General features: G+C 61.3%; 24 protein-coding genes. 12 read left to right on the top strand and 12 right to left on the bottom strand.

Going from position 1 to position 22,841, the window contains the following annotated elements; genetic code table 11:
• Nucleotides 1–19: 19 nt before the first annotated feature.
• The 6 genes from cysM (at nt 20) to ACZZZU_RS08505 (ending at nt 6,663) form a co-directional block, all read left to right on the top strand.
• A complete protein-coding gene (gene cysM, locus ACZZZU_RS08530; protein WP_463383588.1) occupies nt 20–928 on the top strand; it encodes a cysteine synthase CysM in 909 nt (302 codons plus the stop codon).
• On the top strand, nt 928–2,280 hold the full coding sequence (gene rlmD, locus ACZZZU_RS08525) for a 23S rRNA (uracil(1939)-C(5))-methyltransferase RlmD (protein WP_463550344.1): 1,353 nt from the start codon (nt 928–930) through the stop codon (nt 2,278–2,280). Before cysM ends, rlmD begins: the two co-directional genes overlap by 1 nt.
• Nucleotides 2,281–2,357: 77 nt before the next feature.
• Complete coding sequence (gene relA, locus ACZZZU_RS08520) at nt 2,358–4,601, top strand: GTP diphosphokinase (RefSeq protein WP_122494029.1); 2,244 nt, start codon at nt 2,358–2,360, stop codon at nt 4,599–4,601.
• A 42-nt stretch (nt 4,602–4,643) separates the two neighbouring features.
• Entirely contained in the window at nt 4,644–5,483 is an 840-nt protein-coding gene (mazG, locus tag ACZZZU_RS08515; RefSeq protein ID WP_122494028.1) for a nucleoside triphosphate pyrophosphohydrolase, read from the top strand.
• 92 nt (nt 5,484–5,575) lie between these two features.
• Complete coding sequence (locus tag ACZZZU_RS08510; RefSeq protein WP_463550343.1) at nt 5,576–6,115, top strand: DUF2058 domain-containing protein; 540 nt, start codon at nt 5,576–5,578, stop codon at nt 6,113–6,115.
• Nucleotides 6,116–6,240: 125 nt separating this feature from the next.
• On the top strand, nt 6,241–6,663 hold the full coding sequence (locus tag ACZZZU_RS08505; RefSeq protein WP_463550342.1) for a DUF1810 domain-containing protein: 423 nt from the start codon (nt 6,241–6,243) through the stop codon (nt 6,661–6,663).
• Between the two features lie 448 nt (nt 6,664–7,111).
• Here the strand turns inward: ACZZZU_RS08505 and ACZZZU_RS08500 are convergent, their stop codons facing one another.
• Complete coding sequence (locus tag ACZZZU_RS08500; protein WP_463550341.1) at nt 7,112–7,540, bottom strand: MerR family transcriptional regulator; 429 nt, start codon at nt 7,538–7,540, stop codon at nt 7,112–7,114.
• A 109-nt stretch (nt 7,541–7,649) separates the two neighbouring features.
• Between ACZZZU_RS08500 and ACZZZU_RS08495 the strand changes: the two genes are divergently transcribed.
• The 3 genes from ACZZZU_RS08495 (at nt 7,650) to ACZZZU_RS08485 (ending at nt 9,655) form a co-directional block, all read left to right on the top strand.
• Complete coding sequence (locus ACZZZU_RS08495) at nt 7,650–8,876, top strand: NADH:flavin oxidoreductase/NADH oxidase family protein (RefSeq protein ID WP_463550340.1); 1,227 nt, start codon at nt 7,650–7,652, stop codon at nt 8,874–8,876.
• 117 nt (nt 8,877–8,993) lie between these two features.
• Nucleotides 8,994–9,338 carry a toxin gene (locus tag ACZZZU_RS08490; protein ID WP_463550339.1) on the top strand — a complete coding sequence of 115 codons (345 nt, stop codon included), beginning with the start codon at nt 8,994–8,996 and terminating at the stop codon, nt 9,336–9,338.
• Entirely contained in the window at nt 9,335–9,655 is a 321-nt protein-coding gene (locus tag ACZZZU_RS08485; protein WP_122494020.1) for a helix-turn-helix domain-containing protein, read from the top strand. The genes ACZZZU_RS08490 and ACZZZU_RS08485 overlap by 4 nt, the downstream gene beginning before the upstream one ends.
• Here the strand turns inward: ACZZZU_RS08485 and ACZZZU_RS08480 are convergent.
• Together ACZZZU_RS08480 and ACZZZU_RS08475 are read right to left on the bottom strand one after the other, a co-directional pair.
• Complete coding sequence (locus tag ACZZZU_RS08480) at nt 9,652–10,008, bottom strand: VOC family protein (protein ID WP_463383583.1); 357 nt, start codon at nt 10,006–10,008, stop codon at nt 9,652–9,654. The two genes, ACZZZU_RS08485 and ACZZZU_RS08480, sit on opposite strands and share 4 nt — an antisense overlap.
• Nucleotides 10,009–10,044: 36 nt before the next feature.
• On the bottom strand, nt 10,045–11,445 hold the full coding sequence (locus tag ACZZZU_RS08475) for a TIGR01777 family oxidoreductase (protein ID WP_463550338.1): 1,401 nt from the start codon (nt 11,443–11,445) through the stop codon (nt 10,045–10,047).
• Nucleotides 11,446–11,576: 131 nt separating this feature from the next.
• Here ACZZZU_RS08475 and ACZZZU_RS08470 point away from each other — a divergent pair, with 131 nt between their 5' ends.
• Entirely contained in the window at nt 11,577–12,173 is a 597-nt protein-coding gene (locus ACZZZU_RS08470) for a DJ-1/PfpI family protein (protein WP_122494017.1), read from the top strand.
• A 29-nt stretch (nt 12,174–12,202) separates the two neighbouring features.
• Here the strand turns inward: ACZZZU_RS08470 and ACZZZU_RS08465 are convergent, their stop codons facing one another.
• Together ACZZZU_RS08465 and ACZZZU_RS08460 are read right to left on the bottom strand one after the other, a co-directional pair.
• Nucleotides 12,203–12,472, bottom strand: a complete 270-nt coding sequence (locus ACZZZU_RS08465) for a DUF1652 domain-containing protein (RefSeq protein ID WP_463539813.1) — start codon at nt 12,470–12,472, stop codon at nt 12,203–12,205.
• 68 nt (nt 12,473–12,540) lie between these two features.
• On the bottom strand, nt 12,541–13,473 hold the full coding sequence (locus tag ACZZZU_RS08460) for an AraC family transcriptional regulator (RefSeq protein ID WP_463550337.1): 933 nt from the start codon (nt 13,471–13,473) through the stop codon (nt 12,541–12,543).
• A gap of 121 nt (nt 13,474–13,594) precedes the next feature.
• On the opposite strand from ACZZZU_RS08460, the gene ACZZZU_RS08455 reads away from it, so the two are divergent.
• The gene (locus ACZZZU_RS08455) at nt 13,595–13,936 is read left to right on the top strand and encodes a carboxymuconolactone decarboxylase family protein (RefSeq protein WP_463550336.1); all 342 of its coding nucleotides are present in this window, start codon (nt 13,595–13,597) and stop codon (nt 13,934–13,936) included.
• Between the two features lie 177 nt (nt 13,937–14,113).
• Nucleotides 14,114–15,460, top strand: a complete 1,347-nt coding sequence (locus tag ACZZZU_RS08450) for a putative bifunctional diguanylate cyclase/phosphodiesterase (protein WP_463550335.1) — start codon at nt 14,114–14,116, stop codon at nt 15,458–15,460.
• Between the two features lie 9 nt (nt 15,461–15,469).
• Here the strand turns inward: ACZZZU_RS08450 and ACZZZU_RS08445 are convergent, their stop codons facing one another.
• The 7 genes from ACZZZU_RS08445 to ACZZZU_RS08415 form a co-directional block, all read right to left on the bottom strand.
• Nucleotides 15,470–16,474, bottom strand: coding sequence for an MBL fold metallo-hydrolase (locus ACZZZU_RS08445; protein WP_463383577.1), 1,005 nt, complete (start codon nt 16,472–16,474; stop codon nt 15,470–15,472).
• Nucleotides 16,475–16,648: 174 nt separating this feature from the next.
• Nucleotides 16,649–17,905, bottom strand: coding sequence for an OprD family porin (locus tag ACZZZU_RS08440; RefSeq protein ID WP_463383576.1), 1,257 nt, complete (start codon nt 17,903–17,905; stop codon nt 16,649–16,651).
• Nucleotides 17,906–18,297: 392 nt separating this feature from the next.
• Nucleotides 18,298–20,229, bottom strand: coding sequence for a response regulator (locus ACZZZU_RS08435; RefSeq protein WP_463550334.1), 1,932 nt, complete (start codon nt 20,227–20,229; stop codon nt 18,298–18,300).
• The gene (locus ACZZZU_RS08430) at nt 20,219–21,076 is read right to left on the bottom strand and encodes an ATP-binding protein (protein ID WP_122494009.1); all 858 of its coding nucleotides are present in this window, start codon (nt 21,074–21,076) and stop codon (nt 20,219–20,221) included. Before ACZZZU_RS08430 ends, ACZZZU_RS08435 begins: the two co-directional genes overlap by 11 nt.
• Nucleotides 21,069–22,085, bottom strand: a complete 1,017-nt coding sequence (locus ACZZZU_RS08425) for an ATP-binding protein (protein WP_463383574.1) — start codon at nt 22,083–22,085, stop codon at nt 21,069–21,071. The genes ACZZZU_RS08430 and ACZZZU_RS08425 overlap by 8 nt, the downstream gene beginning before the upstream one ends.
• On the bottom strand, nt 22,076–22,480 hold the full coding sequence (locus ACZZZU_RS08420; RefSeq protein ID WP_463383573.1) for an anti-sigma regulatory factor: 405 nt from the start codon (nt 22,478–22,480) through the stop codon (nt 22,076–22,078). The genes ACZZZU_RS08425 and ACZZZU_RS08420 overlap by 10 nt, the downstream gene beginning before the upstream one ends.
• Entirely contained in the window at nt 22,477–22,839 is a 363-nt protein-coding gene (locus ACZZZU_RS08415) for an STAS domain-containing protein (protein ID WP_122452678.1), read from the bottom strand. Before ACZZZU_RS08415 ends, ACZZZU_RS08420 begins: the two co-directional genes overlap by 4 nt.
• Nucleotides 22,840–22,841 lie beyond the last annotated feature (2 nt).

Raw genomic sequence — 22,841 nt, 5'->3', positions numbered from 1 at the left:
AACGGATCGGACCGCTTTCATGACTACCCCTGTTACCTACCCAACGATCGCCGACACCGTCGGCAACACCCCACTGGTGCGCTTGCAGCGCCTGCCGGGCAACACCAGCAATACGTTATTGGTGAAGTTGGAAGGCAATAACCCCGCCGGTTCGGTAAAAGACCGTCCGGCCTTGTCGATGATTACCCGCGCTGAGCTCAGTGGTGCGGTGAAGCCCGGCGATACGCTGATCGAAGCGACCTCCGGCAACACCGGCATCGCCCTGGCCATGGTCGCGGCGATCAAGGGCTACCGCATGATTCTGATCATGCCGGACAACATGAGCGCCGAGCGCAAAGCGGCCATGACCGCTTACGGCGCCGAGCTGATCATTGTCAGCAAGGAAGACGGCATGGAAGGCGCCCGAGACCTGGCCGAACGTATGCAAGCCGAAGGCAAAGGCATCGTGCTGGATCAGTTCGCCAACGGCGACAACCCGATTGCGCACTACACCGGCACCGGCCCGGAAATTTGGCAGCAGACCCAGGGCACCATTACCCATTTCGTCAGCTCCATGGGCACCACCGGCACCATCATGGGCACCTCGCGCTATTTGAAAGAACAAAACCCGGCCATTCAGATTGTCGGTCTGCAACCCATGGAAGGCTCCGCCATTCCGGGCATCCGCCGTTGGCCGCAAGAGTATTTGCCGAAGATTTACCAAGCCGAACGCGTTGACCGCATCATTGACATGCTCCAGCGCGAAGCCGAAGACACCATGCGCCGCCTGGCGCGTGAAGAAGGCATTTTCTGCGGCGTGTCGTCGGGCGGTTCGGTGGCGGCGGCGTTGCGTTTGTCGCAAGAAGTGGAGAACGCCACCATCGTCGCGATCATCTGCGACCGCGGCGACCGTTACCTGTCCACCGGCGTCTACGATGACCCACGCTAATGGCTAAGAAACCCACGGGGCTGCGCTTTCAACCCAGCGGCGGCACACGCGCCGTGCAAATTCCGGTCGGCAAAAAGCAGCGTTTGGAGATTGAGCGCCTGGCCAATGACGGCCGTGGCATCAGCTTTTTCGAGAACCGCACCTGGTTCGTCGCGGGCGCCTTGCCGGGTGAGCAGGTGGAAGCGCGGGTGCTGGCCGCGCGCAGCCAAATCGTTGATGCCCGCGCCGAACGTATTCTGGTGGCCGCCCCGTCACGCCGTGCGGAGCCGTGCCGGCATGCGCGGGTATGCGGGGGCTGCAGCCTGCAACACATGCCCCATGAGCAACAGTTGCTGCTGAAGCAACAACAGTTGACCGAGCAATTCAGCCGTATCGCCGGGGTGCAGCCCGAAGAGTGGGCGCCGCCGCTGGTTGGCCCGGAGTTCGGCTACCGCCGCCGTGCGCGTATCGCCGTGCGTTGGGACGTCAAAGCCAAGCGCCTGGACGTAGGTTTTCGCGCCGCCGCCAGCCAAGACATCATCGCCATCAGCGAATGCCTGGTGCTGGTACAGCCCTTGCAGACCATCGTGCAGGTGTTACCGCAGGTGTTGCGCGGGTTGTCCAAGCCGCAGGCGCTGGGCCACGTCGAATTGTTCAGCGGCACGGCCAGCGCCGTTTTGGTGCGTCATACCGCGCCGTTGCCAGAGGCCGACGTAGCAGTGCTGCAAGCGTTCTGCGCCGAGCATGACGCGCAGCTTTGGCTACACGGCGCCGGCGACCCGCAACCTTTGGATACCACGTTGGCACTGGGGTACCGGTTAGCGCAGTGGGATTTGCAGCTAGCCTATCGCCCCGGAGATTTTGTGCAGGTGAACGCGCCGGTTAACGAGGCAATGATTGCCCAGGCGCTAGACTGGTTAGCACCGCAAGCCCACGAACGGGTGCTGGATTTGTTTTGCGGCCTGGGCAATTTCAGTTTGCCGCTGGCTCGTCAGGCGCAGGAAGTGGTCGCGGTGGAAGGCGTGCAAGTGATGGTGGAGAGGGCGGCGGGCAATGCCTTGGCCAATGGTCTGAGCAACGCGCACTTTTATCAGGCCGACTTGTCGAACTCGCTTGCCGGCGCCCCCTGGGCCGCTCAAGGTTTTTCTGCAGTACTGCTGGACCCCCCGCGCGACGGCGCATTGCAGGCCGTTGAGGGCATGGCGAAATTGGGTGCCAAGCGCGTGCTGTATGTGTCTTGCAACCCCGCCACGCTGGCCCGTGACGCGGCGGTATTGGTGCAACAGGGTTACCGGCTAAAACGTGCCGCAATCCTCGATATGTTTCCGCAGACGGCGCATGTCGAGGCGATGGCGTTATTTGTGGCGGACTAGGATGTTCGCGTAACCGACTGGCCCGCAGAGGTCGGCGTATTCGGCGCGTTTACTGCGCGTCGTAGGGAAGGTAAACGATGGTACAGGTTAGAGCGCAGCAACCGATCAACACGGATGGCAGCATCAACCTAGAGGCCTGGCTCGATTACGTGCTGAGCGTCGACCCGGCGCTGGACCGAGAGGCCCTGCGAGCCGCGTGCGAGTTCGCTCGCGAAGCCGAGCAGCAAGCCAACGCGGCCCAGAACCTGTGGACCGAAGGCACTTCCAGCTTTCGCACGGGCCTGGAAATTGCCGAAATTCTCGCCGACCTCAAACTCGACCAAGACTCCCTGGTGGCCGCCGTTGTGTACCGCGGCGTGCGAGAGGGCCAAATTCCCCTGGCCAACGTGCAGCAGCGCTGCGGCGCGGTGGTCGCCAAGCTGATCGAAGGCGTGCTGCGCATGGCCGCCATCAGTGCCAGCCTCAACCCGCGTGAATCGCTGGTGCTGGGCACTCAGGTGCAAGTCGACAACCTGCGCAAAATGCTCGTGGCCATGGTCGATGACGTGCGCGTGCCGCTGATCAAGCTGGCCGAACGGACCTGCGCCATTCGTGCGATCAAAAACGGCGACGACGAAAAGCGCCAGCGCGTGGCCCGCGAAGTGTTCGATATTTACGCGCCGCTAGCCCACAGGCTCGGTATAGGTCATATCAAATGGGAGCTGGAAGACCTGTCTTTCCGCTACCTCGAGCCCGAACAGTACAAACAGATCGCCACCTTGCTGCATGAGCGGCGCCTGGACCGCGAGCGCTTCATCACAGACGTAATGGCCCAGCTCAAAGACGAGCTGGCGGCCACTGGCGTGCAGGCCGACATCAGCGGCCGGGCCAAACACATCTATTCCATCTGGCGCAAAATGCAGCGCAAAGGGCTGGCCTTCAGCCAGATTTACGACGTGCGGGCGCTGCGTGTGCTGGTGCCGGAAATGCGCGATTGCTACACCGCGCTCGGCATCGTCCATACCCTGTGGCGGCATATTCCGAAGGAGTTCGACGATTACATCGCCAATCCTAAGGAAAACGGCTACCGCTCCTTGCACACTGCGGTAATCGGTCCGGAGGGCAAGGTGCTGGAAGTGCAAATTCGCACCCACGCCATGCACGAAGAAGCGGAACTCGGTGTGTGCGCGCACTGGCGCTACAAGGGCACCGACGTCAAATCCGGCTCTAATCACTACGAAGAGAAAATTTCCTGGCTGCGCCAAGTGCTGGAATGGCATGAGGAGCTGGGCGATATCGGTGGCCTGGCCGAACAGCTGCGGGTGGATATCGAGCCCGACCGCGTGTACGTGTTTACCCCCGACGGTCATGCCATCGACCTGCCCAAAGGCGCTACGCCGCTGGACTTTGCCTACCGCGTGCACACCGAGATCGGCCACAACTGCCGAGGCGCGAAAATCAACGGGCGCATCGTGCCGCTCAACTACAGCCTGCAAACCGGCGAGCAGGTGGAAATCATCACCAGCAAGCATGGCGTGCCGAGCCGCGACTGGCTGAACAGCAACCTCGGTTACGTCACCACCTCGCGGGCGCGGGCCAAAATTGTTCACTGGTTCAAGCTGCAAGACCGCGACCAGAACGTGGCCGCTGGTCGCTCGATGCTGGAGCGTGAATTGGCGCGTCTGGCGCTGCCTAGCGTCGACTTCGACAAAGTCGCAGACAAGGCCAACATGCGCACCGCCGATGACCTGTTCGCCGCACTGGGCGCCGGCGACTTGCGCCTGGCTCAGGTGGTTAATGCGGCGCAGCAATTGGTCGAGCCGGAACGTGGCAACGAACAGCTTGAGCTGATTCCGCGCCGTCACACCGCCTTCAAACCGGGCAAGCGCGGCGACATCCAGATTCAGGGCGTCGGCAACCTGCTCACGCAAATGGCCGGCTGCTGCCAGCCGTTGCCCGGCGATGCCATCGTTGGCTACATCACGCTGGGCCGTGGCGTCAGCATTCACCGCCAAGACTGCGCCTCGGTGCTGCAACTGGGCGGCCGCGAGCCCGAGCGCATCATTCAAGTGAGCTGGGGCCCGGTGCCGGTACAAACCTACCCGGTGGACATCATCATTCGCGCCTACGACCGCTCGGGTCTGCTGCGTGACGTGTCGCAGGTGTTGCTCAACGAGAAGATCAACGTGCTGGCGGTTAACACCCGGTCCAACAAAGAAGACAACACGGCGGCGATGTCGCTGACCATCGAGATTCCGGGGCTGGACGCGTTGGGCCGGTTGCTCGGTCGCATCTCGCAGTTGCCGAATATCATCGAAGTGCGCCGCCACAGAACCTCTTAACGCGTCGTCCTACAGTGGCGTGTATCGGCCAAGGAATTTTTCATGTACCAACTTCCTGACCTCCTGCACCTCATGGCCCGCCTGCGCGACCCGCAGTACGGCTGCCCGTGGGACCTGCAACAGAACTACGCCAGCATCGTGCCGCACACCATCGAAGAAGCTTACGAAGTGGCCGACGCCATTGAGCGTGCCGACTTCGAGCATTTGCCGGGAGAGTTGGGCGATCTGCTTTTTCAGGTGGTGTATTACAGCCAACTGGCGAAAGAAGAAGGGCGCTTCGAGTTTGCTTCGGTGGTCGATGCCATCACCCGCAAGCTGGTGCGTCGCCATCCCCATGTATTCCCTGACGGCGATTTGTATGGCGCCCCCGACATGGCACGGCTGAGCGAAGCCGCCGTAAAACAGCGCTGGGAAGAAATCAAAGCCGAAGAACGCGCCGAAAAAGCCGCAGCGCCGGAACAGTTGTCGTTGCTCGACGATGTGCCGAACACGCTGCCCTCGCTGTCGCGCGCCGCCAAGCTGCAAAAGCGCGCGGCGCAGGTCGGCTTCGATTGGCCTGAAGCGTTGCCCGTGGTGGACAAGGTTCGTGAAGAACTCGACGAAGTCTTGGAAGCCATGAGCGCCAACGACAGCGAGGCGATGGCCGAGGAAATCGGCGATTTGCTGTTCGTGGTCGTCAACCTGGCGCGGCACCTGAAAGCCGACCCGGAAACCGCACTGCGCGCCGCCAATGCCAAGTTTGAGCGGCGTTTCCGCTTTATCGAGCAGGTGCTGCGCGAGCAGGGCCGCGATATTCAGGCGTGTAGCCTGGACGAGCTGGACGCCATCTGGGGCCAAGCCAAACGCGAAGAGCGGCAGGCAGGCATAGCTAGTTGCGGATAGTCAGATAGAAGAGTCGGCCGGGTAGGTGTTCGCCCTGGCTTGTGGAAGAATAGCGGCGTTTTTTACCGGTGCCCTTGAGAGAGTCATCAAGCATGAGCATGTCATTGCGTGACCAGTTGCTGAAAGCCGGCCTGGTCAACGAGAAGCAGGCCAAACAGGTCAGCAAGGAAAAGCAAAAGCAAAAGCGCCTTGAGCACAAAGGCCAGGTTGAGGTCGACGACTCGCAGCAGCGCGTTGCACTCGAAGCCAAGGCCGAGAAGATTGCCCGCGACCAGGAACTCAATCGTCAGCAGCAGGAAAAGGCGCAGAAGAAAGCCGAAGCCGCGCAGATCAAGCAATTGATCGAATCGAGCCGCCTGCCCAAGCTGACCACCGAGGACTACTACAACTTCGTTGACGACAAGAAGGTCAAGCGCATCTCCGTCAACGCCCTGATGCGCAACAAGCTCAGCAGCGGCTCGCTGGCCATTGTTCAACATGGCGGCGGTTACGAAGTGATTCCCCGCGAAGCCGCCCTGAAAATTCAGGAACGCGACCCGCGCCGCATCGTGCAACTGAACGTGCAAACCGAGGAAGACGACTCCAACGATCCGTACGCGGCGTACAAGATTCCCGACGATTTGATGTGGTGAGGTGATTCACCGGGTGTGGGGCGTACCGCACATCCGGTGATGCCGTTTGGCCATCAATTAAAGTTCGCACACTCTGGAACGTGCTCGGTCCAACCCCCTAGACCGTCACTTCCGGAGCCCAGCCAATGGCCGATATCCACAACCTGCAACGCTTTGTAGACGCCCAAGCTTCCACCTACGATCAGGCCCTCGCCGAAATCCAGGCCGGACAGAAACGAAGTCACTGGATGTGGTTTATCTTCCCGCAGCTCAAAGGCCTGGGGCACAGCGCCAATTCCGAGTTCTACGGAATCTCTGGCCTCGATGAGGCCAACGCCTACATCACCCACCCCATCCTCGGCCCCCGCCTGCATGCTTGCACCAACGCATTGCTGGCCTGGCCCGACCGCAGCGCCCGCGACATTCTCGGCAGCCCCGATGACACCAAGTTGTGCTCCTGCATGACCCTGTTCGCCACGCTGACCCACGAGCCGAATATTTTCTCGCAGGTGCTTGAGCTTTTTTTCGCCGGGCATGCGGATCCGTTGACGTTGGCGCGGGTGGGATAGGCGTTTAACAATCGTGCAGGGATCGCGACTAAAGTCGCTCCCACTGAAGGCAGAGCACACGCGCATCTAGGCCAACGCTTTCCCTGTAGGAGCGGCTTCAGCCGCGATTGCGAACTGCCGACGTTCACCGTTTGCAGGGATCGCGACTAAAGCCGCTCCCACAGAAGCCAGAGCACGCGGGCATCTAGGCCAACGCTTTCCTGTAGGAGCGGCTTTAGCCGCGATTGCGATCTGCCGGCGTTCACCGTTTGCAGGGATCGCGACTAAAATCGCTCCCACAGAAGGCAGAGCACGCGGGCGTCTAGGCCAACGCTTTCCTGTAGGAGCGGCTTTAGCCGCGATTGCGATCTGCCGGCGTTCACCGTTTGCAGGGATCGCGACTAAAGTCGCTCCCACAGAAGCCAGAGCACGCGGGCATCTAGGCCAACGCTTTCCTGTAGGAGCGGCTTTAGCCGCGATTGCGATCTGCCGTCTTCCCCACCCGCATATTCTCCAGCACCCGCTCAGCGTTATCGCCGCAGCCCATGCCTTCGGGGCGGTTTTCGATATCGCCAATGATCGCCAGTAGTCGCGCTTTGTTCTGCGCCAGACGCTGCTGCATCGCTTCGATTTCGACGACTTTGCGGCGCAGGCTGACAAGAATTTCGCCGTGATCGAGCCCCTGCGGATTGTTGTCCGGCAGGAAGCGGCGGATTTCATCGAGGGAGAAACCGGCGCGCTGGGCGTTGAGGATGATTTCCAACGTACTGACGGTATGGGCCGGATAGTGCCGGTAACCGTTGGCGTGGCGCTGGGCGGCGATCAAGCCGCTGGCTTCGTAGTAGCGAATGCGGGACGGAGCCAGTTGGGTGCGTTGTGCCAGTTCGCCGATTTTCATCAGTACTCCACGGCGATGCTTCGCCAGGAAAAAGAGGGGTTGACCTTAAAGCTGACTTTAACCTTAGGCTCGCGTCTACTGCCAACTGCATTTTTCTCTGGAGTTCGAGATGCCTGTCTTTTCGCCGCTGCAATTGCCCAACGGCACTAGCGTTCCCAACCGCATTTGCAAAGCGGCGATGGAGGAAAACCTGGCCGATGCGGACCAGGGGCCATCGCCCGAACTGTTTCGCCTGTACCAGGCTTGGGCCGAAGGCGGCGCCGGGATGATTCTGACCGGCAACGTGATGGTCGACCGCCGCGCCATGACCGGCCCGGGCGGGGTAGTGCTGGAAGATGCGCGGCAGTTGGATAAATTCCGCCAGTGGGCGCGCATCAGCCGCAGCCACGGCGCTCAGGTGTGGATGCAGCTCAACCACCCCGGCCGTCAAATGCAAGCCAGCCTGGGTCAGCAAACCGTCGCGCCGTCGGCTGTCTCGCTGCAACTGGGCGGCATGTCGAAAATGTTCGCCGAGCCCAAGCCGATGAGCGAGGCGGACATCGCCGAGCTGATTCAACGCTTCGCCACCAGTGCGCAGCTAGCCGAACAAGCCGGCTTCAACGGCGTGCAAATCCACGCCGCGCACGGCTACCTGCTCAGCCAATTCCTGTCGCCACTGAGCAACCAACGCACCGACCGCTGGGGCGGCAGCCTGGAAAATCGCGCGCGCGTGTTAGTGGAAGTGGTCAAGGCAGTGCGTGCCGTCGTCGCCCCGGCGTTCGGCGTATCGGTCAAACTCAACTCGGCCGATTTCCAACGCGGCGGTTTCGACGGCGCCGATGCGTTGAAGGTGGTGGAACTGCTCAACGAGTTGCCCGTGGACGTGGTCGAGCTATCCGGCGGCAGCTACGAAGCGCCCGCGATGCAAGGCCAGGCGCGCGACGGTCGTACGCTGGCGCGTGAGGCCTATTTCCTCGAGTTCGCCAGCGACATCGCCAAAACCGCACGCATGCCGCTGATGGTCACCGGCGGCATTCGTCGCTTGCCCGTCGTCGAACAGGTACTGGCCAGCGGCGTCGCCATGGCCGGCATTGCCACGGCGTTGTCCATTGATCCGGCATTGCCCAAACGCTGGCAGGCCGGCGAGCCCAGCAGCCCTGAACTGGCGCCAATCAACTGGAAAAACAAAGTGTTCGCCTCGCTGGCCTACATGGCAGTGGTGAAATTTCAGCTCAACCAACTCAGCCGTGGGAAACAGCCCAAGCCGGATGTATCGCCGCTCAAGGCACTGGTGATGGAACAGCTGAAAACCCTGCGCCGCACCCGTCAGTACAAGCGGTGGATGGCGGCGGATTAAAGGAACATGCCGCGTTAGACGTAGCCGCATTCGCACGCACCGTTTTTGGGGTAGTCAAACGCGGCGCTTGACAGGCAGCATGCGAACTCTAAAAATGTACGCAAGTTGCGCATACTTATGAGAGCTACGTTTATCGAAATGCCCGCCTTCGCGCGTCAACGGCTCGAACACTTCGACGACGTTGCGTTTGCAGATTTTCAGCAAGCGTTGCTGCAGCAACCCGACGTAGGTGACGTCATCCAGAACACGGGTGGCTTGCGAAAGGTTCGCTTCGGCGATGCGGCGAGAGGGAAAGGGAAGCGGGGAGGGCTGCGGGTAATTTACTACTGGTGGCAGAGTGGAGCGCAATTCTGGCTGTTCACGCTTTACGACAAGGATGATTTCGATGATCTCAGCTATGACCAACGCAAACTGTTGAAGCAACGACTAGAAGCCGAGATAACAGAGAGAAAAATGCCATGACCAAAAAGCGCGATATTTTTGCAGACTTGATGGAAGGCTTTGATGCCTTGGCTGAACAACGCCAAGGGAAGGTTACCCTGCGCACGCATGACGTGATCATTAAGCCGTTGGCGCCCGCTACGGCCGAAGAAATTATTGCTGTGCGCAACAAGCTGAACATGTCGCAGCCGGTATTCGCCCAGCACCTGCACGCAACGCCCGGCACGGTAAAAAATTGGGAGCAGAACCGTGCCAAACCTAACCCGCAAGCGACCGTGCTGATTCGATTGCTAAATGCTTATCCCGAAACGGCCAAGCATCTGGCGCGGATCTCCTAGATCGAAACCGACCACACCGCCAACTCATACCCATCCAAATCCAGAAACTGAAAGCGGCGCCCGCCTGGAAAGCTAAATACTGCTTTGCTGATGGTGCCGCCCGCTGCTTCGACACGGGCCTGGATGGCCGCAAGGTCATCGCCATACACGATCACCAACGGCCCACCGGGGCGCACGGGCTCGCCTGTGGTGAAGCCTCCGGTGAGCCGGCCGTCGCTGAATTCACAATAGGTTGGACCGTAGTCGGTGAAGGTCCAACCAAATACGCTGCCGTAAAACACTTTGCTGCGTTCGATATCAGCGACGTTGAACTCGATGTTATCGATCTGCTTATCGTTGCCTCGGGTGCCCATCGTTTCCTCCTCGTTCGGTAACTAAGCGAATGGTGACTAAGTCAAATCCCGCAACGCCTCTTCAAGGTTCGGGTAGCGGAAGCTGAAGCCTTCGCTCAGCAGCCGAGCCGGCGTCACGTTCTGGCCATCGACAAACAGTTGCGCCATTTCACCGGCCAGCAAACGAACCGGGGCAGCCGGCAGGTGCAGCCACACGGGTCGATTAAGCACGCGACCCGCGGTGGCAGCGAACTGCGCCTGGCTCACGGCTTCGGGGGCGACTGCGTTGTAGGTGCCGTGCATGTTGGAGTCGGCGAGCGTACGGGCGAATAGGCGCAGCAGGTCGTCGCGGTGAATCCAACTCATCATTTGTTTACCGCTGCCCAGGCGTCCGCCGAGGCCGAAACGGTGGGGCAGCAGCAACGGTTGCAGCGCGCCGCCTGGGCCAAACACCACGCCCAAACGCATCACCACTTGGCGCACGCCGGCCGCTTGCGCGGCGGCGGCGGAGGCTTCCCAGCGGGCGCAGAGTTCAGCCATAAATCCGCCGCCTTTTGCGCTGTCTTCAGTCAGCATTTCGTCCGGGCTGCGCACGCCGTAGTAGCCGATGGCCGAGGCTTGCAGCCACACAGTGGGTTTGTGCCGGGCTTTTTCCAGCCAGGCGACCAGGGCGTCGGTGACACCCACGCGGCTGGCGAGCAGTTGCGCCTGACGCTTGGCCGACCAACGTGGCCCCGCCACCGGCGCACCCGCCAGGTTGATGACGGCGTCGAAAGCGTCCCATTCGGTCAGCGCGGCAAGGCTGCTAACGCACCGTGCGCGACTGTTAAACTGGAAGGCGGCGCGCCGCGGGTTACGGGCGAACACGGTGACCTCGTGCCCGCCGTCCAAGAGTTGCTTGACCAGCGTTTCACCGATAAATCCGGTGCCTCCGGTGATCAATACGCGCTGATGAGCAAGTTCGGTGAAAGGGTTGTGCGCTGGGGCGCTGAGGCCTTGGCTGAGCGCCGCCGGGGCACTGTCTTGGCGCAGCAGCCATACCAGCGGCACGAGCAAGCTAACCATGGCGAAGCAGTCGACCCAGACGTGTGACCACACGCCCGCCTGCATGGACATCCAGATGTCTTGTGGCCCCCACAACACCACGCCCGCGATCATCGCTCCCCAGGCCACGCGGCTGCGGTAGCGATTGCCCATGTACACCAATGCGCCCATAAACAGCGCGTAGCTTTGCACCGTGGCGCCGAACAAGGCGAACCACCACACTTGCAGGCCGTGCAGGTTCGCCGCTGTGCCGCTGCTCTGAAACGCGAGCTCGATATTGCGGTGGTAATCGGCCAACGCCGCGGCATCGCCCAGGTATGTCATCAACAATCCGCCCACCAGATGGCCGACTGCCACCGCGTACAGCCAGAAAATAAGCCAGGGTCTGAGGCGGGTTTTTTCTGCGCGTTGCATGGGAATCGCCTGTGCTGTTGCGAGGAAGTTGCTGGCTGGATGATAGCAGCGGGGCTGATGCAACCATTCGTTGATTGTGTTGAGCAAGGCTGAATAAGATGCCGGCGAGCCACTCTCCAACGGACGCCTCCATGCACATCGCCATTCTGACCTTTGACGGTTTTAACGAACTCGACTCCCTGATTCCTTTCGGCATTTTGCAGCGCGTGAAAACGCCTGGCTGGACGGTGTCCATCGCCAGCCCGTCGGCGCGGGTGCGGTCAATGAATGGCGTGTGGATGGATGCACATATTTCCCTGGAGCAGGCGTGCGAAGCGGATGCGGTGCTTGTAGGTAGCGGCATCGCCACGCGCGAGGTGGTGCAGTCCGCCGAGCTGATGGCGCAACTGCAACTGGACCCCGCGCGGCAACTGATCGGCGCGCAATGCTCCGGCACATTGATTCTGGCCAAGCTCGGCCTGCTGCAAGGCGGCGTCGCCTGCACGGACCTGACCACCAAACCGTGGGTGATGGAGGCGGGTGTCGATGTGTTGAACCAGCCGTTCTTCGCCAATGGCAACGTCGCCACGGCGGGAGGCTGCCTGGCGTCGCAATACTTGGCGGCCTGGACCATCGCCCGCCTTGAAGGGCTCGACGCAGCAGAAGCGGCCATCCATTACGTGGCGCCTGTGGGAGAGAAAGAGGGTTACGTGGAACGGGCGATGGCCGCGATTGCGGCGTATCTGTAGAAGCTTAACGGGCCGGGCGGCGGCGAGGCTTAACCGGATCGACTGTCGCTGGCCCGCTGGGCGCGGAATTGCAACACTTCAATCTCGATTTCGATGGCCTGGGCGATGATCTCCACGTCTTCTTCCGACAGCGTGGTGCCGCACGGAATGCAGGTGATCACTACCAGGTTTTCGCCGGTTTGCGGGTCGTAGACCCGGGCGGTCATGGACGTCGGCGAACTCAATACGCCTTCGAAGCCAAGCGGCGCGAAGTGGTTTTGTAACCTGGCGCAAGCGGCAGGGAAGATCATTCTGGCCATTAATGACCCTCTGGGAAAAGTCCGACGAAGCCAAGGATAATTCAACGGCGCGGAATGTGACAGGCTGCTCATTGTTGCTGTGAGGCAGTCGTCACCCGTAGACGGTGCTGGGCGGGCGTTTCGCCGGTTTGCTGTTTGAACATTCTGCTGAACGAGCTGAGGGTGGGGTAGCCCACCGCCAGCGCGATGTCACTCACCGGCGCAGCGCTTCGCTTTAACAATAGCTGAGCGCGCTCGATGCGTAGTTGCATCAGCCAAGTGGCCGGCGCAATGCCGGTGGCGGCGACGAACGCACGGACGAAATTGGAGCGCGACATGCTCGCGCACTCCGCCAAACTTTCCACCGACCAGGCCTGACTCAGGTCGGCCAGTAATGCCTGCGCCGCCTTGGCCAGGCGCTTGTCGCGCAGCAGCGCAAATACGCCTGGCAGTTCGTGCTGGTGCTCACAGACATGGCGCAGCACCAGGGTAAACAGAATCACCGACAGCCCATCGACCACCGACTGATTGGCCACTTGCTGCCCCTCGGCCTCAAGGCGCATGAGGGTGATAAGGGCGTTGAGCCGCTCGTGTTGGGGCGGCGCGCTGGCGTTAATGACCAGCACCTCCGGCAAGGCCGCCAGCAAGGTGGCGTTGGGCAAATAATCGATACGCCCACACAGCATGTTCAGTTCGCCGCTGCCGGCGCCGTTGCGCAATTGGGTAATGCGCCCTGGTTCGGCGAGTTTGCGCAACGCGGACGTGCTGCTTCGTCCGGCATCTCCCGCTGCCAGTACATGGACGGCGCTTCGCGGCAGCAACACCACATCACCGGCACGCAGTGGCACGGGCGCCTGGCCGGGCAATTCCAGGCGGCATTGGCCTTCAAGAATCACGTGATAACTGGCTTGCCCAGCGGGCAACGGCGGGTGGTTCAAGGCCCAATCGCCTTGCAATTGGCAGTGCAAGTCGAGCACGCCGCGCAGGTTGGCCAGGGCAATCAGATGGTCGAAAGCATGCATTTGGGACGATTCGGCAAATGGATGGGCGTTGCGGAAAAACCCGCACCAAGCGGACGGCCGACACTGTGTTCGTCGGCCTTGAGGCCACCGGCAGCCCCCCGCCAACATAGGAGAATCCACCATGCTGTTCAACTGGTCTGAATATGTGCCCGCCGTGAAAAAAGCCTTTGGCAAGCTCGGCAAAACCCACCCGAAAATGCTGCAAGCCTATGGCGCGTTGAGCGACGCTGCGGCCGACGGCGATGCACTGGATGTCAAAACCCGCGAGCTAATCGCCATCGCCGTGGCCATCACTACGCGCTGCGACGGTTGTATCGGCGTGCACGTGCAAGCGGCGCGAAAAGCCGGTGCCACCGAGGCCGAGTTGGCGCAAACCTTGGCCACGGCCATTTCCCTGAATGCCGGCGCCGCCTACGTGTATTCACTCAAAGCGCTGGAAGCGTACGAGCAATTGGCGCCCTGAGCGGCTGCGGGCGCATTGCGCAATGGAAGGGGCTGGCTATATTCCTTACTAAACGCGGCCTTGTTACCGTGTGGTCTTAAGCCCCTTCCAACCGCCTGTTTCACTGTTTCGCCGTGTCCGTAAGCGGCGTTTCTGGAGTGTTGCCAGCATGGTTTTCCTCGAAATGGGCCGCCGCTGATGCCCGGCAAACGCTTGCAGCAATTCTGGAATTCCTCCGACCTGGCACTGATCCATCACCGGCGCGAACGACGCGTGCGGGTGTTGGCCAGTTTCGTGATGTGGGTGCTGGGCGGTATCTGGGCGGTTTATTTTTCCCTGCACGGCCATTGGCTGATTGTCGGCATCGACCTGGTGCTGATGGGCACCGGCGTGGCTGTTTTCGTCTTGAGCTGGCTGCACTACGACCGCACCGCGCGGTTGCTGCTGTTTGGCGTGCTGTTGCTGGTGATCATCGGCATTTCCCTGGTGCTGGATGTGCCGAATGCCAGCGTGCCGCGTTCCACCCATTTGTATCTGCTGCCGCTCGGCGTGGCCGCGATGATGGCGTTTCGCGACGAACCGCGCTGGCTGCGCTACAGCGTTATAGCCCTGTGTTTGCTGGCCTTTATCGGGCTGGCCGGCAGCTACTGGACGCCGGTGCCCGGCCACAGCCTGCCGGATGCAACGCGCGGCCCCGGCACATGGGTCAACACCTGGGCGGCCATCCTGTCGCTGTTCGCCATGCTGCATGTGTTGCAAACCGATGCGGTGCAGCGTTCGGCCTGGGAAAGCGAGTTGCTTGAGGCGCTATCCAGCGGCCAGTTTCAATTGCACTACCAGCCGCAGCTGGACGTGCACGGCCGTGTGATCGGCGCCGAAGGTTTGCTGCGCTGGTTTCATCCCAAGCGCGGCATGATCGCGCCGGGCAAATTCATTCCCCATGCTGAAGAAACCGGTCTGATCATTCCAATTGGCAAGTGGGTGCTGGAAACGGCGTGCGCGCAGTTGCGCATCTGGATGGACGAACCGGCCATGCAGCACCTGTGTCTGGCGGTGAACATCAGCCAGAAGCAGTTCAATCAGGCCAGTTTCGAGTCCGACATGCTGGCGCTGATCAAGCGCTCCGGCATCGACCCCAGTCGCCTGGAACTGGAGGTCACCGAAACCATGGTGGTCAAAGACATGGAAGAGCTGTCGCGCAAGATGGCGAACCTGGTCAGCCATGGCATCACCTTCGCGCTGGACGACTTTGGTACCGGCTACTCATCCCTCAGCCATCTCAAGCAGCTGCCGTTGACCAAGCTGAAGATCGACCAATCCTTCGTCTGCGACGTGCTCACCGACCACAACAGCGAAGCCATTGTGCGCACCGTCATCGGCCTGGGCAGCAACATGGGTCTGACGGTGATTGCCGAAGGTGTGGAAACCGCTGCCCAGCATCAATTTCTACTCGACAACGGTTGCCAGCAATTCCAGGGCTACCTGTTCAGCAAACCGCTGCCGCTGGTGGCCTTCACCGAATTCACCAGCGGGCGCAATGCCTGAGCCCAGGCGTTATTCCACCAACGGTACTTTTGCGGCGCGCTGATAAGGCCCGAATTCCACCGGCACCCAGGCGAAGCCTTTGCCCTCTACGCGGATATGGCCGATGGCCGGGAAGGGCAGGTGGGCGGCGGCCACCCAGGTGTTGTCACGCGCCACTTGGGTGAACAACTTCTTGCGCGCGGCGATGGCTTCGGTGCCGTTGTTATCAAAGCCGATGCTCACTTCCGGATGGGCAAACTGCACGGCGAAGCTGTGAATGATGTCGCCCGTAAAAATGATGCGTTGCCCGTTGGACTCGAAGGCATAGCCGGTGCTGCCCGGCGTGTGGCCGGCCAGGTTCAGGGTGCTTACGCCAGGAATTGGTGCTTGGCCCGGCGTGAAGGTTTTCAGGCGGCCGGCTGCCACATACGGCGCGGTGGAGTTCTGCGCGATCTGGAAGAAGCCCTGCGCCTCTTTCGGTGCCTTGTTGAGGTTTTCCTTGCTCAGCCAGAAGTCGGCTTCGGCTTTTGCCGCGTACACGTCGGCGTTGGCAAATACCGCTGCGCCCTTGTCGTCGACCAGCCCGCACACGTGGTCCAGGTGCATGTGGGTGAGCAGTACGGTGTCGACTTGATCGGGGCTGTAGCCCGCCGCGCGGATAACGTCCGGCAAGCCGCCAGCAGTCGGGCCGATGCATTTGCCGGCGCCGGTATCAACCAGCACCAGATTCTTGCCGGTGTTGATCAGAAAGGCGTTGAACGCCGTTTGTACGCCGACCGACGTGATGTTTTTGCGTGCCAGCAGCGCGCGGATTTCTTTCTGCGACAAGCCTTTGAGCAACGACGGCCCAAGGTCGTTGTAACCGTCGAACAACGCCGTTACTTCATAGTCGCCCACCGCCACGCGCTGGAAACCGGGCGCTTGGGTTTTTATCTGTGCAGGCGGTGTTGCCTGTGCGGCAAACGGTGCCAGGGCTGCGCCCAGCAGTAGAACTGGAGTGAGCAACAACGCGGCGTTCGAGCGAGTGGTGCGCATGGCGAGCCTCTGTCAGGTGGGCACGCAGGCCCATTTTGGGGAGGCTCGATAGTGGCGGGTGAAGGCGCCCGCTGCTTGCACCGATGTGCTGAAACGAAAACGGGGTGAACAGCGGTTTCCCACTGCTCACCCCGTACGCTGTCAACGTGGCGCCGAGCGATGCCGGCGCGGTTGTCAGAAGATTTCCAGCGGGTATTCCACAAACGCGCGAACTTCGTTCAGGTTCGGGCCCACGTCGCGGTCGGCACGGTAGATCGAGTTACGCAGTTTCAGCGACAGGTTTTTCAACGAGCCGTCCTGCACCACGTATTTCACCTGGTTGAAGAATTCGCGCTCGGTGCCGTCCTGCTCGCCGCCAGCATCAATGTTGCTGCCGCGCACGTAGGCGGTTTTGTAGCTCAGGCCGGCGACGCCGTACTCGGTGAAGTCCAGCTCGTAGCTGACCTGCCACGACTCTTCATCTTTCAGGTTGAAGTCGGAGTAGTAGGAGTTGGCCACGTAAATGGTGCTGCCGCCGTCGCCGTAGTCGTAGGCGTAGCCCGCGTCGCCGCTGCTGCGCTGGTGCGCCACGATAAAGGCGTGAGCGCCGACGCTGTACTTGGCCGCCAGGCTCCACAGGGTGTTGCTGTCGTTGTTGCCGTCGCCGCCGAAATCCAGCGCCGCTTGGGCGTTGTCGTCGTAGTCGGTGCGGTAGATGTTGAAGTCGAAGTTCAGCGCCTGGTCTTCGCTCAGCACCTGGGTGAAGTTCACGTTGCCGTAGTACTTCTTGAAGGTGTCTTCCACGTCGGAGTGGTAAGCGGCCACGCTCAGGGCGTCGTTGACCACATAGCTGCCGCCGATCACGTCGATGCTTTTCAGACGGTTCGGGTCGCGTGCGGCGTCGCCCATTGGGCTGTCAGCGGTGAAGCGGCCGGCGTTGAGTTCCAGACCTTCGATTTCTTTGCTGGTCACCAGGGTGCCGGTGAACGCTTGCGGCAGCAGGCGCGAATCGTCGTACGCCAATACCGGCAACGATGGGAACTGGTTGCCGTAACGCAGCACGGTGTTGGAGATACGCAGCTTCACCACGCCGCCCGCTTCAGACAGGTCGTCTACCGGGTGGCCGTCGCTATCGGTGTCGAAGAAGGCGCCATAATTGCGACCACGGCCGCTGTCGAGCTTGATGCCCAGCAGGCCATAGGCGTCAACGCCAAAGCCGACCGTGCCCTGGGTGAAACCGGACTCGAACGTGCCGATAAAGCCCTGGCCCCAGACCTTGCGGTCGGCGGCGCCGTTTTTGTAGTCACGGTTGAAGTAGGCGTTGCGCAGCAGCAGGTTGAGGCTGCTGTCTTCAACGAAGCCCTTGGACTCGGATTGCTCACTGGCAAACGCCGGGGAAAGACTCAGCGAGGCCAGCGCGCAGGCCAGCGCGATGCGTGTGCGATTGAACATAGGTGCTCCCAATAACGGTTCTTGGCATGTGTTGTTGTTGCTAAAGGCGGCAGGCGCTGCACGGCGCATCGGGTCGGCCTGGCGGGCAGGCGAACCACGGGCGGGACGTTATTGAGCTATAGGAAGTCCCAGCCTATGCAGCGGATGGGATAAATACGCGGTTTGAAATCATCGGTAAAACTGCTTATTTCAATTTTTACTATCGACGCTATTAATGGTGCGTTTGGCGGGCTGGGGCTTACTCTTGGCCGCGATGAATCCCCAACGCACTGAATTCAGACACTAATTCGGTGCCTTGCTCCCTTCATCACCTTTGGTTTTATTTGCCGCCCCCCCGAGGGCGGCTTTTTTATGGGCGCAGATTTATCGAGCAAGTCGATTAATGGCGCCCGTTAGCGGTCGAGGAGTGCGCGGATGCGTTCGAGCAGGTCGTTGCTGTTGAACGGCTTGCTGAGCATGTCCATGCCGGTGCCGGCCAGATCCTGGCGGTCCAAGGCGTTTTCGGCGTAGCCCGACACATACAGCACCGGCAAGCCAGCGCGCATGGTGCGGGCAAGGGCGGCCAGGTCGCGGCCGTCCATGCGCGGCAGGCCGATGTCGGTCAGCAGCAAGTCGATGGAGGGGTCGTTCTTCAACGCTTGCACCGCGCCTTCCGCGTCGTACACCTGGGTGAACGTGTAGCCGGCATCGCTGAGAATTTCCGACATCAGCGCGCTCACCGAGGCCAGGTCTTCAACGATCAGCACATGCTCACCGCTGCCTTGTTGCGGCTTGGACGCTGGCGCGGCTTCAGTGGCGGGCAAGGCATCGCCGGCCGGCAACAGCAACACCACTTCGGTGCCTTTGTTGATGCGGCTGCGAATGCTTACATCGCCGCCCGACTGGCGGGCAAAACCATAAATACTCGACAGGCCCAGGCCGGTGCCTTGGCCCACCGGCTTGGTGCTGAAGAACGGGTCGAAGACTTTGCCGATCACTGACTCATCGATACCAACGCCATCGTCACGAACCGACAGGGCGATATAGGTGCCGTCTTCCAACTTGGCGTTCCCTGAAACCACCGTCGCGTAGGTGGCGATGCGAATGCTGCCGCCTTTGGGCAGCGCATCGCGCGCGTTGATGATCAGGTTGAGTACCGAACTCTCGAACTGGAATGGGTCGACCATCGCAATCGAGGTGCCGGCGGTGAGTTCCAGCGTCAGGGAAATGCGTTCGCCAATGGTGCGTCGCAGCATTTCTTCCAGCGACAGCACGTGTTCGTTGATATCGATGGGGCGTGTGTCCAGCGGCTGCTGGCGGGCAAAGGCAAGCAGGCGATGGGTGAGCGCGGCGGCACTGTTGGCCGAACTCAGCGCGGCGTCGGCGTAGCGCATCAGGGTGTCGTAGCGCTGGTCTTCAACGCGACGCTTCATCAATTCCACGGCGGCAATAATGCCGGTGAGCATGTTGTTGAAGTCATGGGCGATGCCGCCGGTGAGCTTGCCGAGGGCATCCATTTTTTGCGCTTGCAGCAGTTGTTCTTCGGTACGCGCACGCTCGGCGACTTCCTGGGCGATGCGACTGTGGGCTTTGTCCAACTGCTGGCGCTGGACGCGATCACGTTCGCGGTGTTCGGTCACGTCTTCAACAAACACCAGGCTGTGGCCGGGCAGGCGATAGGGCGAAACCTGCCACTCTGTCTCACGGTTTTCGCCGTTGAGTTGCAGCGTTAGGGTGCCTTTCCAGCGTTCGCCGGCCAGCACCTGTTTGCGCAGTTCGATCAACGGCTCGTCCTGGCCTGCGCCGATGTGTTCGAGCAGGCGTTCGTCGCCGTGAAGCAACTGGGCAAACGCCTGATTGCTCTCGATGACGTTGAGTTGTTCGTCGATCACGGCAATGGGCGCCGACACGTTGCGGAAAATCTCGCGGAAGCGCGCTTCGCTTTCACGCAGCGCGTTTTCGCTGTCACGCACGCGCAACAAGGTGCGCAGCGTCGCCATCAACACTTCGGGGTCGATGGGGTGCGTCAGGTAGGCGTCGGCGCCGGTTTCAAGGCCGGTGACAATGTCGTGGGTCTGAATCGAGGCAGCCGATACGTGAATGACCGGCACCAGTTCGGTTCGCGCGTGCTGGCGGATCTCGCGCACGATATCGAAGCCGGTCATGTCCGGCAGGTTCACGTCGAGAATCAACCCGTCGTACTCATTTGCTGCAATCAGCGCCAGGCCTTCAGCACCTGTGCCGGCTTCGTCGATGACATAGCCTTGCTGCTCAAGGCGGCGCCGCAAGGCATACCGCGTGGCTACGTTGTCGTCGACGATCAGCAAATGAACGTCAGTCTTCATCGGGTTTTTCCTGACCAATTGCAAAAGGAATAATCACGTAGAAGGTCGAGCCGACGCCGGGTTCGCTCTCCACGCCAACGCGCCCGCCCAGCAACGCGGCGAAGCGTTTGCACAATGACAGACCCAGGCCGGTGCCACGGAAGCGTTTCTGCAGCGGTGAGTCCACTTGCGAGAAATCTTCAAACAGCGTGCCGTGCATTTCCGCTGGAATGCCAATCCCGGTATCCGACACGGCAAAGCGCACTTCGGTGTCGCTTTCCAGACGCGCGGACACGCGCACTTCGCCGCGCTGGGTGAACTTCAACGAGTTGGAAATGAAATTGCGCAGAATCTGCGCCAGCTTTTTATCGTCGGTGTAGAGCCTGGGCATGTTCACCGGCTCGGCAAACACCAGATCCACGGACCTGCCATCGACGATGGGGCGGAACATGCCGCGCAGCGCCGAGAACAGATCGAACATATCGAACCAGTCCGGCGAAATGCTGATACGCCCGGCCTCGATTTTCGCCAGGTCGAGCAGGTCGTCAACCATGTCGCTGAGCTCGCTGGCGGCGGTGCGCACAAAGCCCACCTGCTTGTGCTGCTCGGGGCTCAATGGCCCGTCCAGTTCGTCATCCAGCAGGCTGGTGATGCTCAGAATCGAGCCCAGCGGCGTGCGGAATTCGTGGCTCATGTACGAGAGAAAGCGGCTTTTCAAATCCGACGCCTGGCGCAATTCATCGGCCTGCGTATCCAGTTCGGCATACAAGGCCAGCACGCCCTGATTGGTTTCTTCGAGCTCGGCGCGCAGCGCTTCGTTTTCAGCCAGCACGGCCTGCAGGCGCGCCTGAATATCGCTGTCAGCCATTGGCTGCCTCCAGTGGAACGACCAATACGGTTACATCATCACGGCCCCGGCAAAAATCACGGTGCAGCACGGCGGCGATCACGGCGGGGTGGCGGTGCACCAGGCCGGGGTAGTCGCGCAGGTTCCAGCGCGACTGCAAGCCGTCACTGAACATCACCAGCAGTTGGCCGCCGCAGTCGGCGAAGTCGAAGCCCTGTGCCTTGCGAAACTGGGCGCCAAGAATGCCGGGGTGCGAAGCCAGGCCACGGCTCTTGTCGGCAGTTATAAGCGTAGCGCCGATATTGCCGATGCCGGCGAAATGCAGGCTGCCCGTGTTGGCGTTGTATTGCGCCACGGCGCCCGCGCCACCTCGGGTTCCGCACATGGCCCGGTGCATATCGTCAATCAGTACCACCGGCACTGAAAATGGCGAGGCGGCGAAGGCGACTTCGCCAGCACGCGAGGCTTCTTCGGCTTCTTCCCCATGGCCGAGACCGTCGATGATCATTGCGCTGACATGGTTGTCCTTGACCACCAGATGCCAGGTATCGCCGCACGCCGGTACGTTGTGCAGCGAATGCTGGGTGACGCCAAAGCGCAGGTCGGCGCTGTGTTTGCCGCGCGGGTACAACCGCGCCATCAGCACCGCACCACGGGCGTCGGCAAACACATCGAAGACATCCGACTGCCGATCCACCGCGCCCATGCCAATGCCTTGCGTGCCGCCGGTGGAAAAACCGTCCGCCAGGCAGTCGTTCAGCTCGAAGCCTGGGCCGCGATCCACCGCCACCAGCTCAATGCCAGTGGCCTCGGAAAAAGGCAGCGTGCGCACATGCAGCTCACCACGGCCGGCGTGCTTGAGCAGGTTGCTGGTGAGTTCGGTGGCCACCAGGGCCGCGCGACCCGCATCGTTGGCGTTGAAGCCGCTGTCTTCAGCCAGCTTCTGCACCACGCGGCGGGCGTGCCCGACCTGGCTTTCGTCATCCACATGCAGCACCACGGTGAGGGAGCTGCCTAGGTTCACGTCCATCGGGTGATCGTCACGCGGGTGCCTTTGCCGGGCGCCGTGTCCAGCTCGAACTCGTCGACCAGACGCTTGGCGCCGGTCAGCCCCAGGCCCATGCCGCTGCCGGAGGTCCAGCCATCGGTCATTGCTAGTTTGAGGTCGGGAATGCCGGGGCCTTCGTCACGAAACGTCAGGCGCAGGCCGGTGCGGCCGCCGTCGTCGAGCACTTGCCAGTCCATGTCGCCGCCACCGCCATACACCACGGTGTTGCGGGCCAGCTCGCTGACGGCGGTCACCAGCTTGGTCAGGTCGATCAAGCGCATGCCGCATTCCTGGGCCAGCTTGCGCGACGTTTGCCGGGCCATTACCACGTCTTGCTCAATGCGTACCGGTTGCGTGCCGCTGTTGCGCACGTTCATTGCGCGCCAACCCGCTCGCGCAAGAGCTTCATGCCGCGCTCAACGTTCAGCGCGGTGCTCACGCCCGGCAGGGTCAGGCCCAGTTCCACGAGGGTGATGGCCACGGCCGGCTGCAAACCGACCACCACGGTTTCGGCGTCCATGATGCGCGACAGCCCGGAGATGGTGCCGATCATGCGGCCGATAAACGAGTCGACCATGTCCAGCGCGGAGATATCGATAAGAACACCACGCGCCGACGTGGCGCTGATGCGTTCGGACAAATCGTCTTGCAGGGTCATGGCCAGTTGGTCATGCATGTCCACCTGAATGGTGACCAGCAGGAACTGACCCATCTGCAGAATGGGAATGCGCTCCATGA

The sequence above is a fragment of the Pseudomonas sp. AC136 genome, assembly GCF_979258585.1.
The sequence above is the reverse complement of the archived record's forward strand: the minus strand, read 5'-3'. Positions and strand labels throughout refer to the sequence as shown.

Excerpts from the sequence above, each read along its gene's own strand:
- ACZZZU_RS08415 (WP_122452678.1), bottom strand. The coding sequence starts at position 22,839 with ATGGAGCGCATTCCCATTCTGCAGATGGGTCAGTTCCTGCTGGTCACC.
- ACZZZU_RS08510 (WP_463550343.1), top strand. The coding sequence starts at position 5,576 with ATGAGCATGTCATTGCGTGACCAGTTGCTGAAAGCCGGCCTGGTCAAC.
- rlmD (WP_463550344.1), top strand. The coding sequence starts at position 928 with ATGGCTAAGAAACCCACGGGGCTGCGCTTTCAACCCAGCGGCGGCACA.
- ACZZZU_RS08500 (WP_463550341.1), bottom strand. The coding sequence starts at position 7,540 with ATGAAAATCGGCGAACTGGCACAACGCACCCAACTGGCTCCGTCCCGC.
- relA (WP_122494029.1), top strand. The coding sequence starts at position 2,358 with ATGGTACAGGTTAGAGCGCAGCAACCGATCAACACGGATGGCAGCATC.
- cysM (WP_463383588.1), top strand. The coding sequence starts at position 20 with ATGACTACCCCTGTTACCTACCCAACGATCGCCGACACCGTCGGCAAC.
- mazG (WP_122494028.1), top strand. The coding sequence starts at position 4,644 with ATGTACCAACTTCCTGACCTCCTGCACCTCATGGCCCGCCTGCGCGAC.
- ACZZZU_RS08465 (WP_463539813.1), bottom strand. The coding sequence starts at position 12,472 with ATGGCCAGAATGATCTTCCCTGCCGCTTGCGCCAGGTTACAAAACCAC.
- ACZZZU_RS08445 (WP_463383577.1), bottom strand. The coding sequence starts at position 16,474 with ATGCGCACCACTCGCTCGAACGCCGCGTTGTTGCTCACTCCAGTTCTA.
- ACZZZU_RS08455 (WP_463550336.1), top strand. The coding sequence starts at position 13,595 with ATGCTGTTCAACTGGTCTGAATATGTGCCCGCCGTGAAAAAAGCCTTT.
- ACZZZU_RS08480 (WP_463383583.1), bottom strand. The coding sequence starts at position 10,008 with ATGGGCACCCGAGGCAACGATAAGCAGATCGATAACATCGAGTTCAAC.
- ACZZZU_RS08505 (WP_463550342.1), top strand. The coding sequence starts at position 6,241 with ATGGCCGATATCCACAACCTGCAACGCTTTGTAGACGCCCAAGCTTCC.
- ACZZZU_RS08425 (WP_463383574.1), bottom strand. The coding sequence starts at position 22,085 with ATGGACGTGAACCTAGGCAGCTCCCTCACCGTGGTGCTGCATGTGGAT.
- ACZZZU_RS08420 (WP_463383573.1), bottom strand. The coding sequence starts at position 22,480 with ATGAACGTGCGCAACAGCGGCACGCAACCGGTACGCATTGAGCAAGAC.
- ACZZZU_RS08435 (WP_463550334.1), bottom strand. The coding sequence starts at position 20,229 with ATGAAGACTGACGTTCATTTGCTGATCGTCGACGACAACGTAGCCACG.
- ACZZZU_RS08450 (WP_463550335.1), top strand. The coding sequence starts at position 14,114 with ATGCCCGGCAAACGCTTGCAGCAATTCTGGAATTCCTCCGACCTGGCA.
- ACZZZU_RS08460 (WP_463550337.1), bottom strand. The coding sequence starts at position 13,473 with ATGCATGCTTTCGACCATCTGATTGCCCTGGCCAACCTGCGCGGCGTG.
- ACZZZU_RS08495 (WP_463550340.1), top strand. The coding sequence starts at position 7,650 with ATGCCTGTCTTTTCGCCGCTGCAATTGCCCAACGGCACTAGCGTTCCC.
- ACZZZU_RS08475 (WP_463550338.1), bottom strand. The coding sequence starts at position 11,445 with ATGCAACGCGCAGAAAAAACCCGCCTCAGACCCTGGCTTATTTTCTGG.
- ACZZZU_RS08485 (WP_122494020.1), top strand. The coding sequence starts at position 9,335 with ATGACCAAAAAGCGCGATATTTTTGCAGACTTGATGGAAGGCTTTGAT.
- ACZZZU_RS08490 (WP_463550339.1), top strand. The coding sequence starts at position 8,994 with ATGAGAGCTACGTTTATCGAAATGCCCGCCTTCGCGCGTCAACGGCTC.
- ACZZZU_RS08470 (WP_122494017.1), top strand. The coding sequence starts at position 11,577 with ATGCACATCGCCATTCTGACCTTTGACGGTTTTAACGAACTCGACTCC.
- ACZZZU_RS08440 (WP_463383576.1), bottom strand. The coding sequence starts at position 17,905 with ATGTTCAATCGCACACGCATCGCGCTGGCCTGCGCGCTGGCCTCGCTG.
- ACZZZU_RS08430 (WP_122494009.1), bottom strand. The coding sequence starts at position 21,076 with ATGGCTGACAGCGATATTCAGGCGCGCCTGCAGGCCGTGCTGGCTGAA.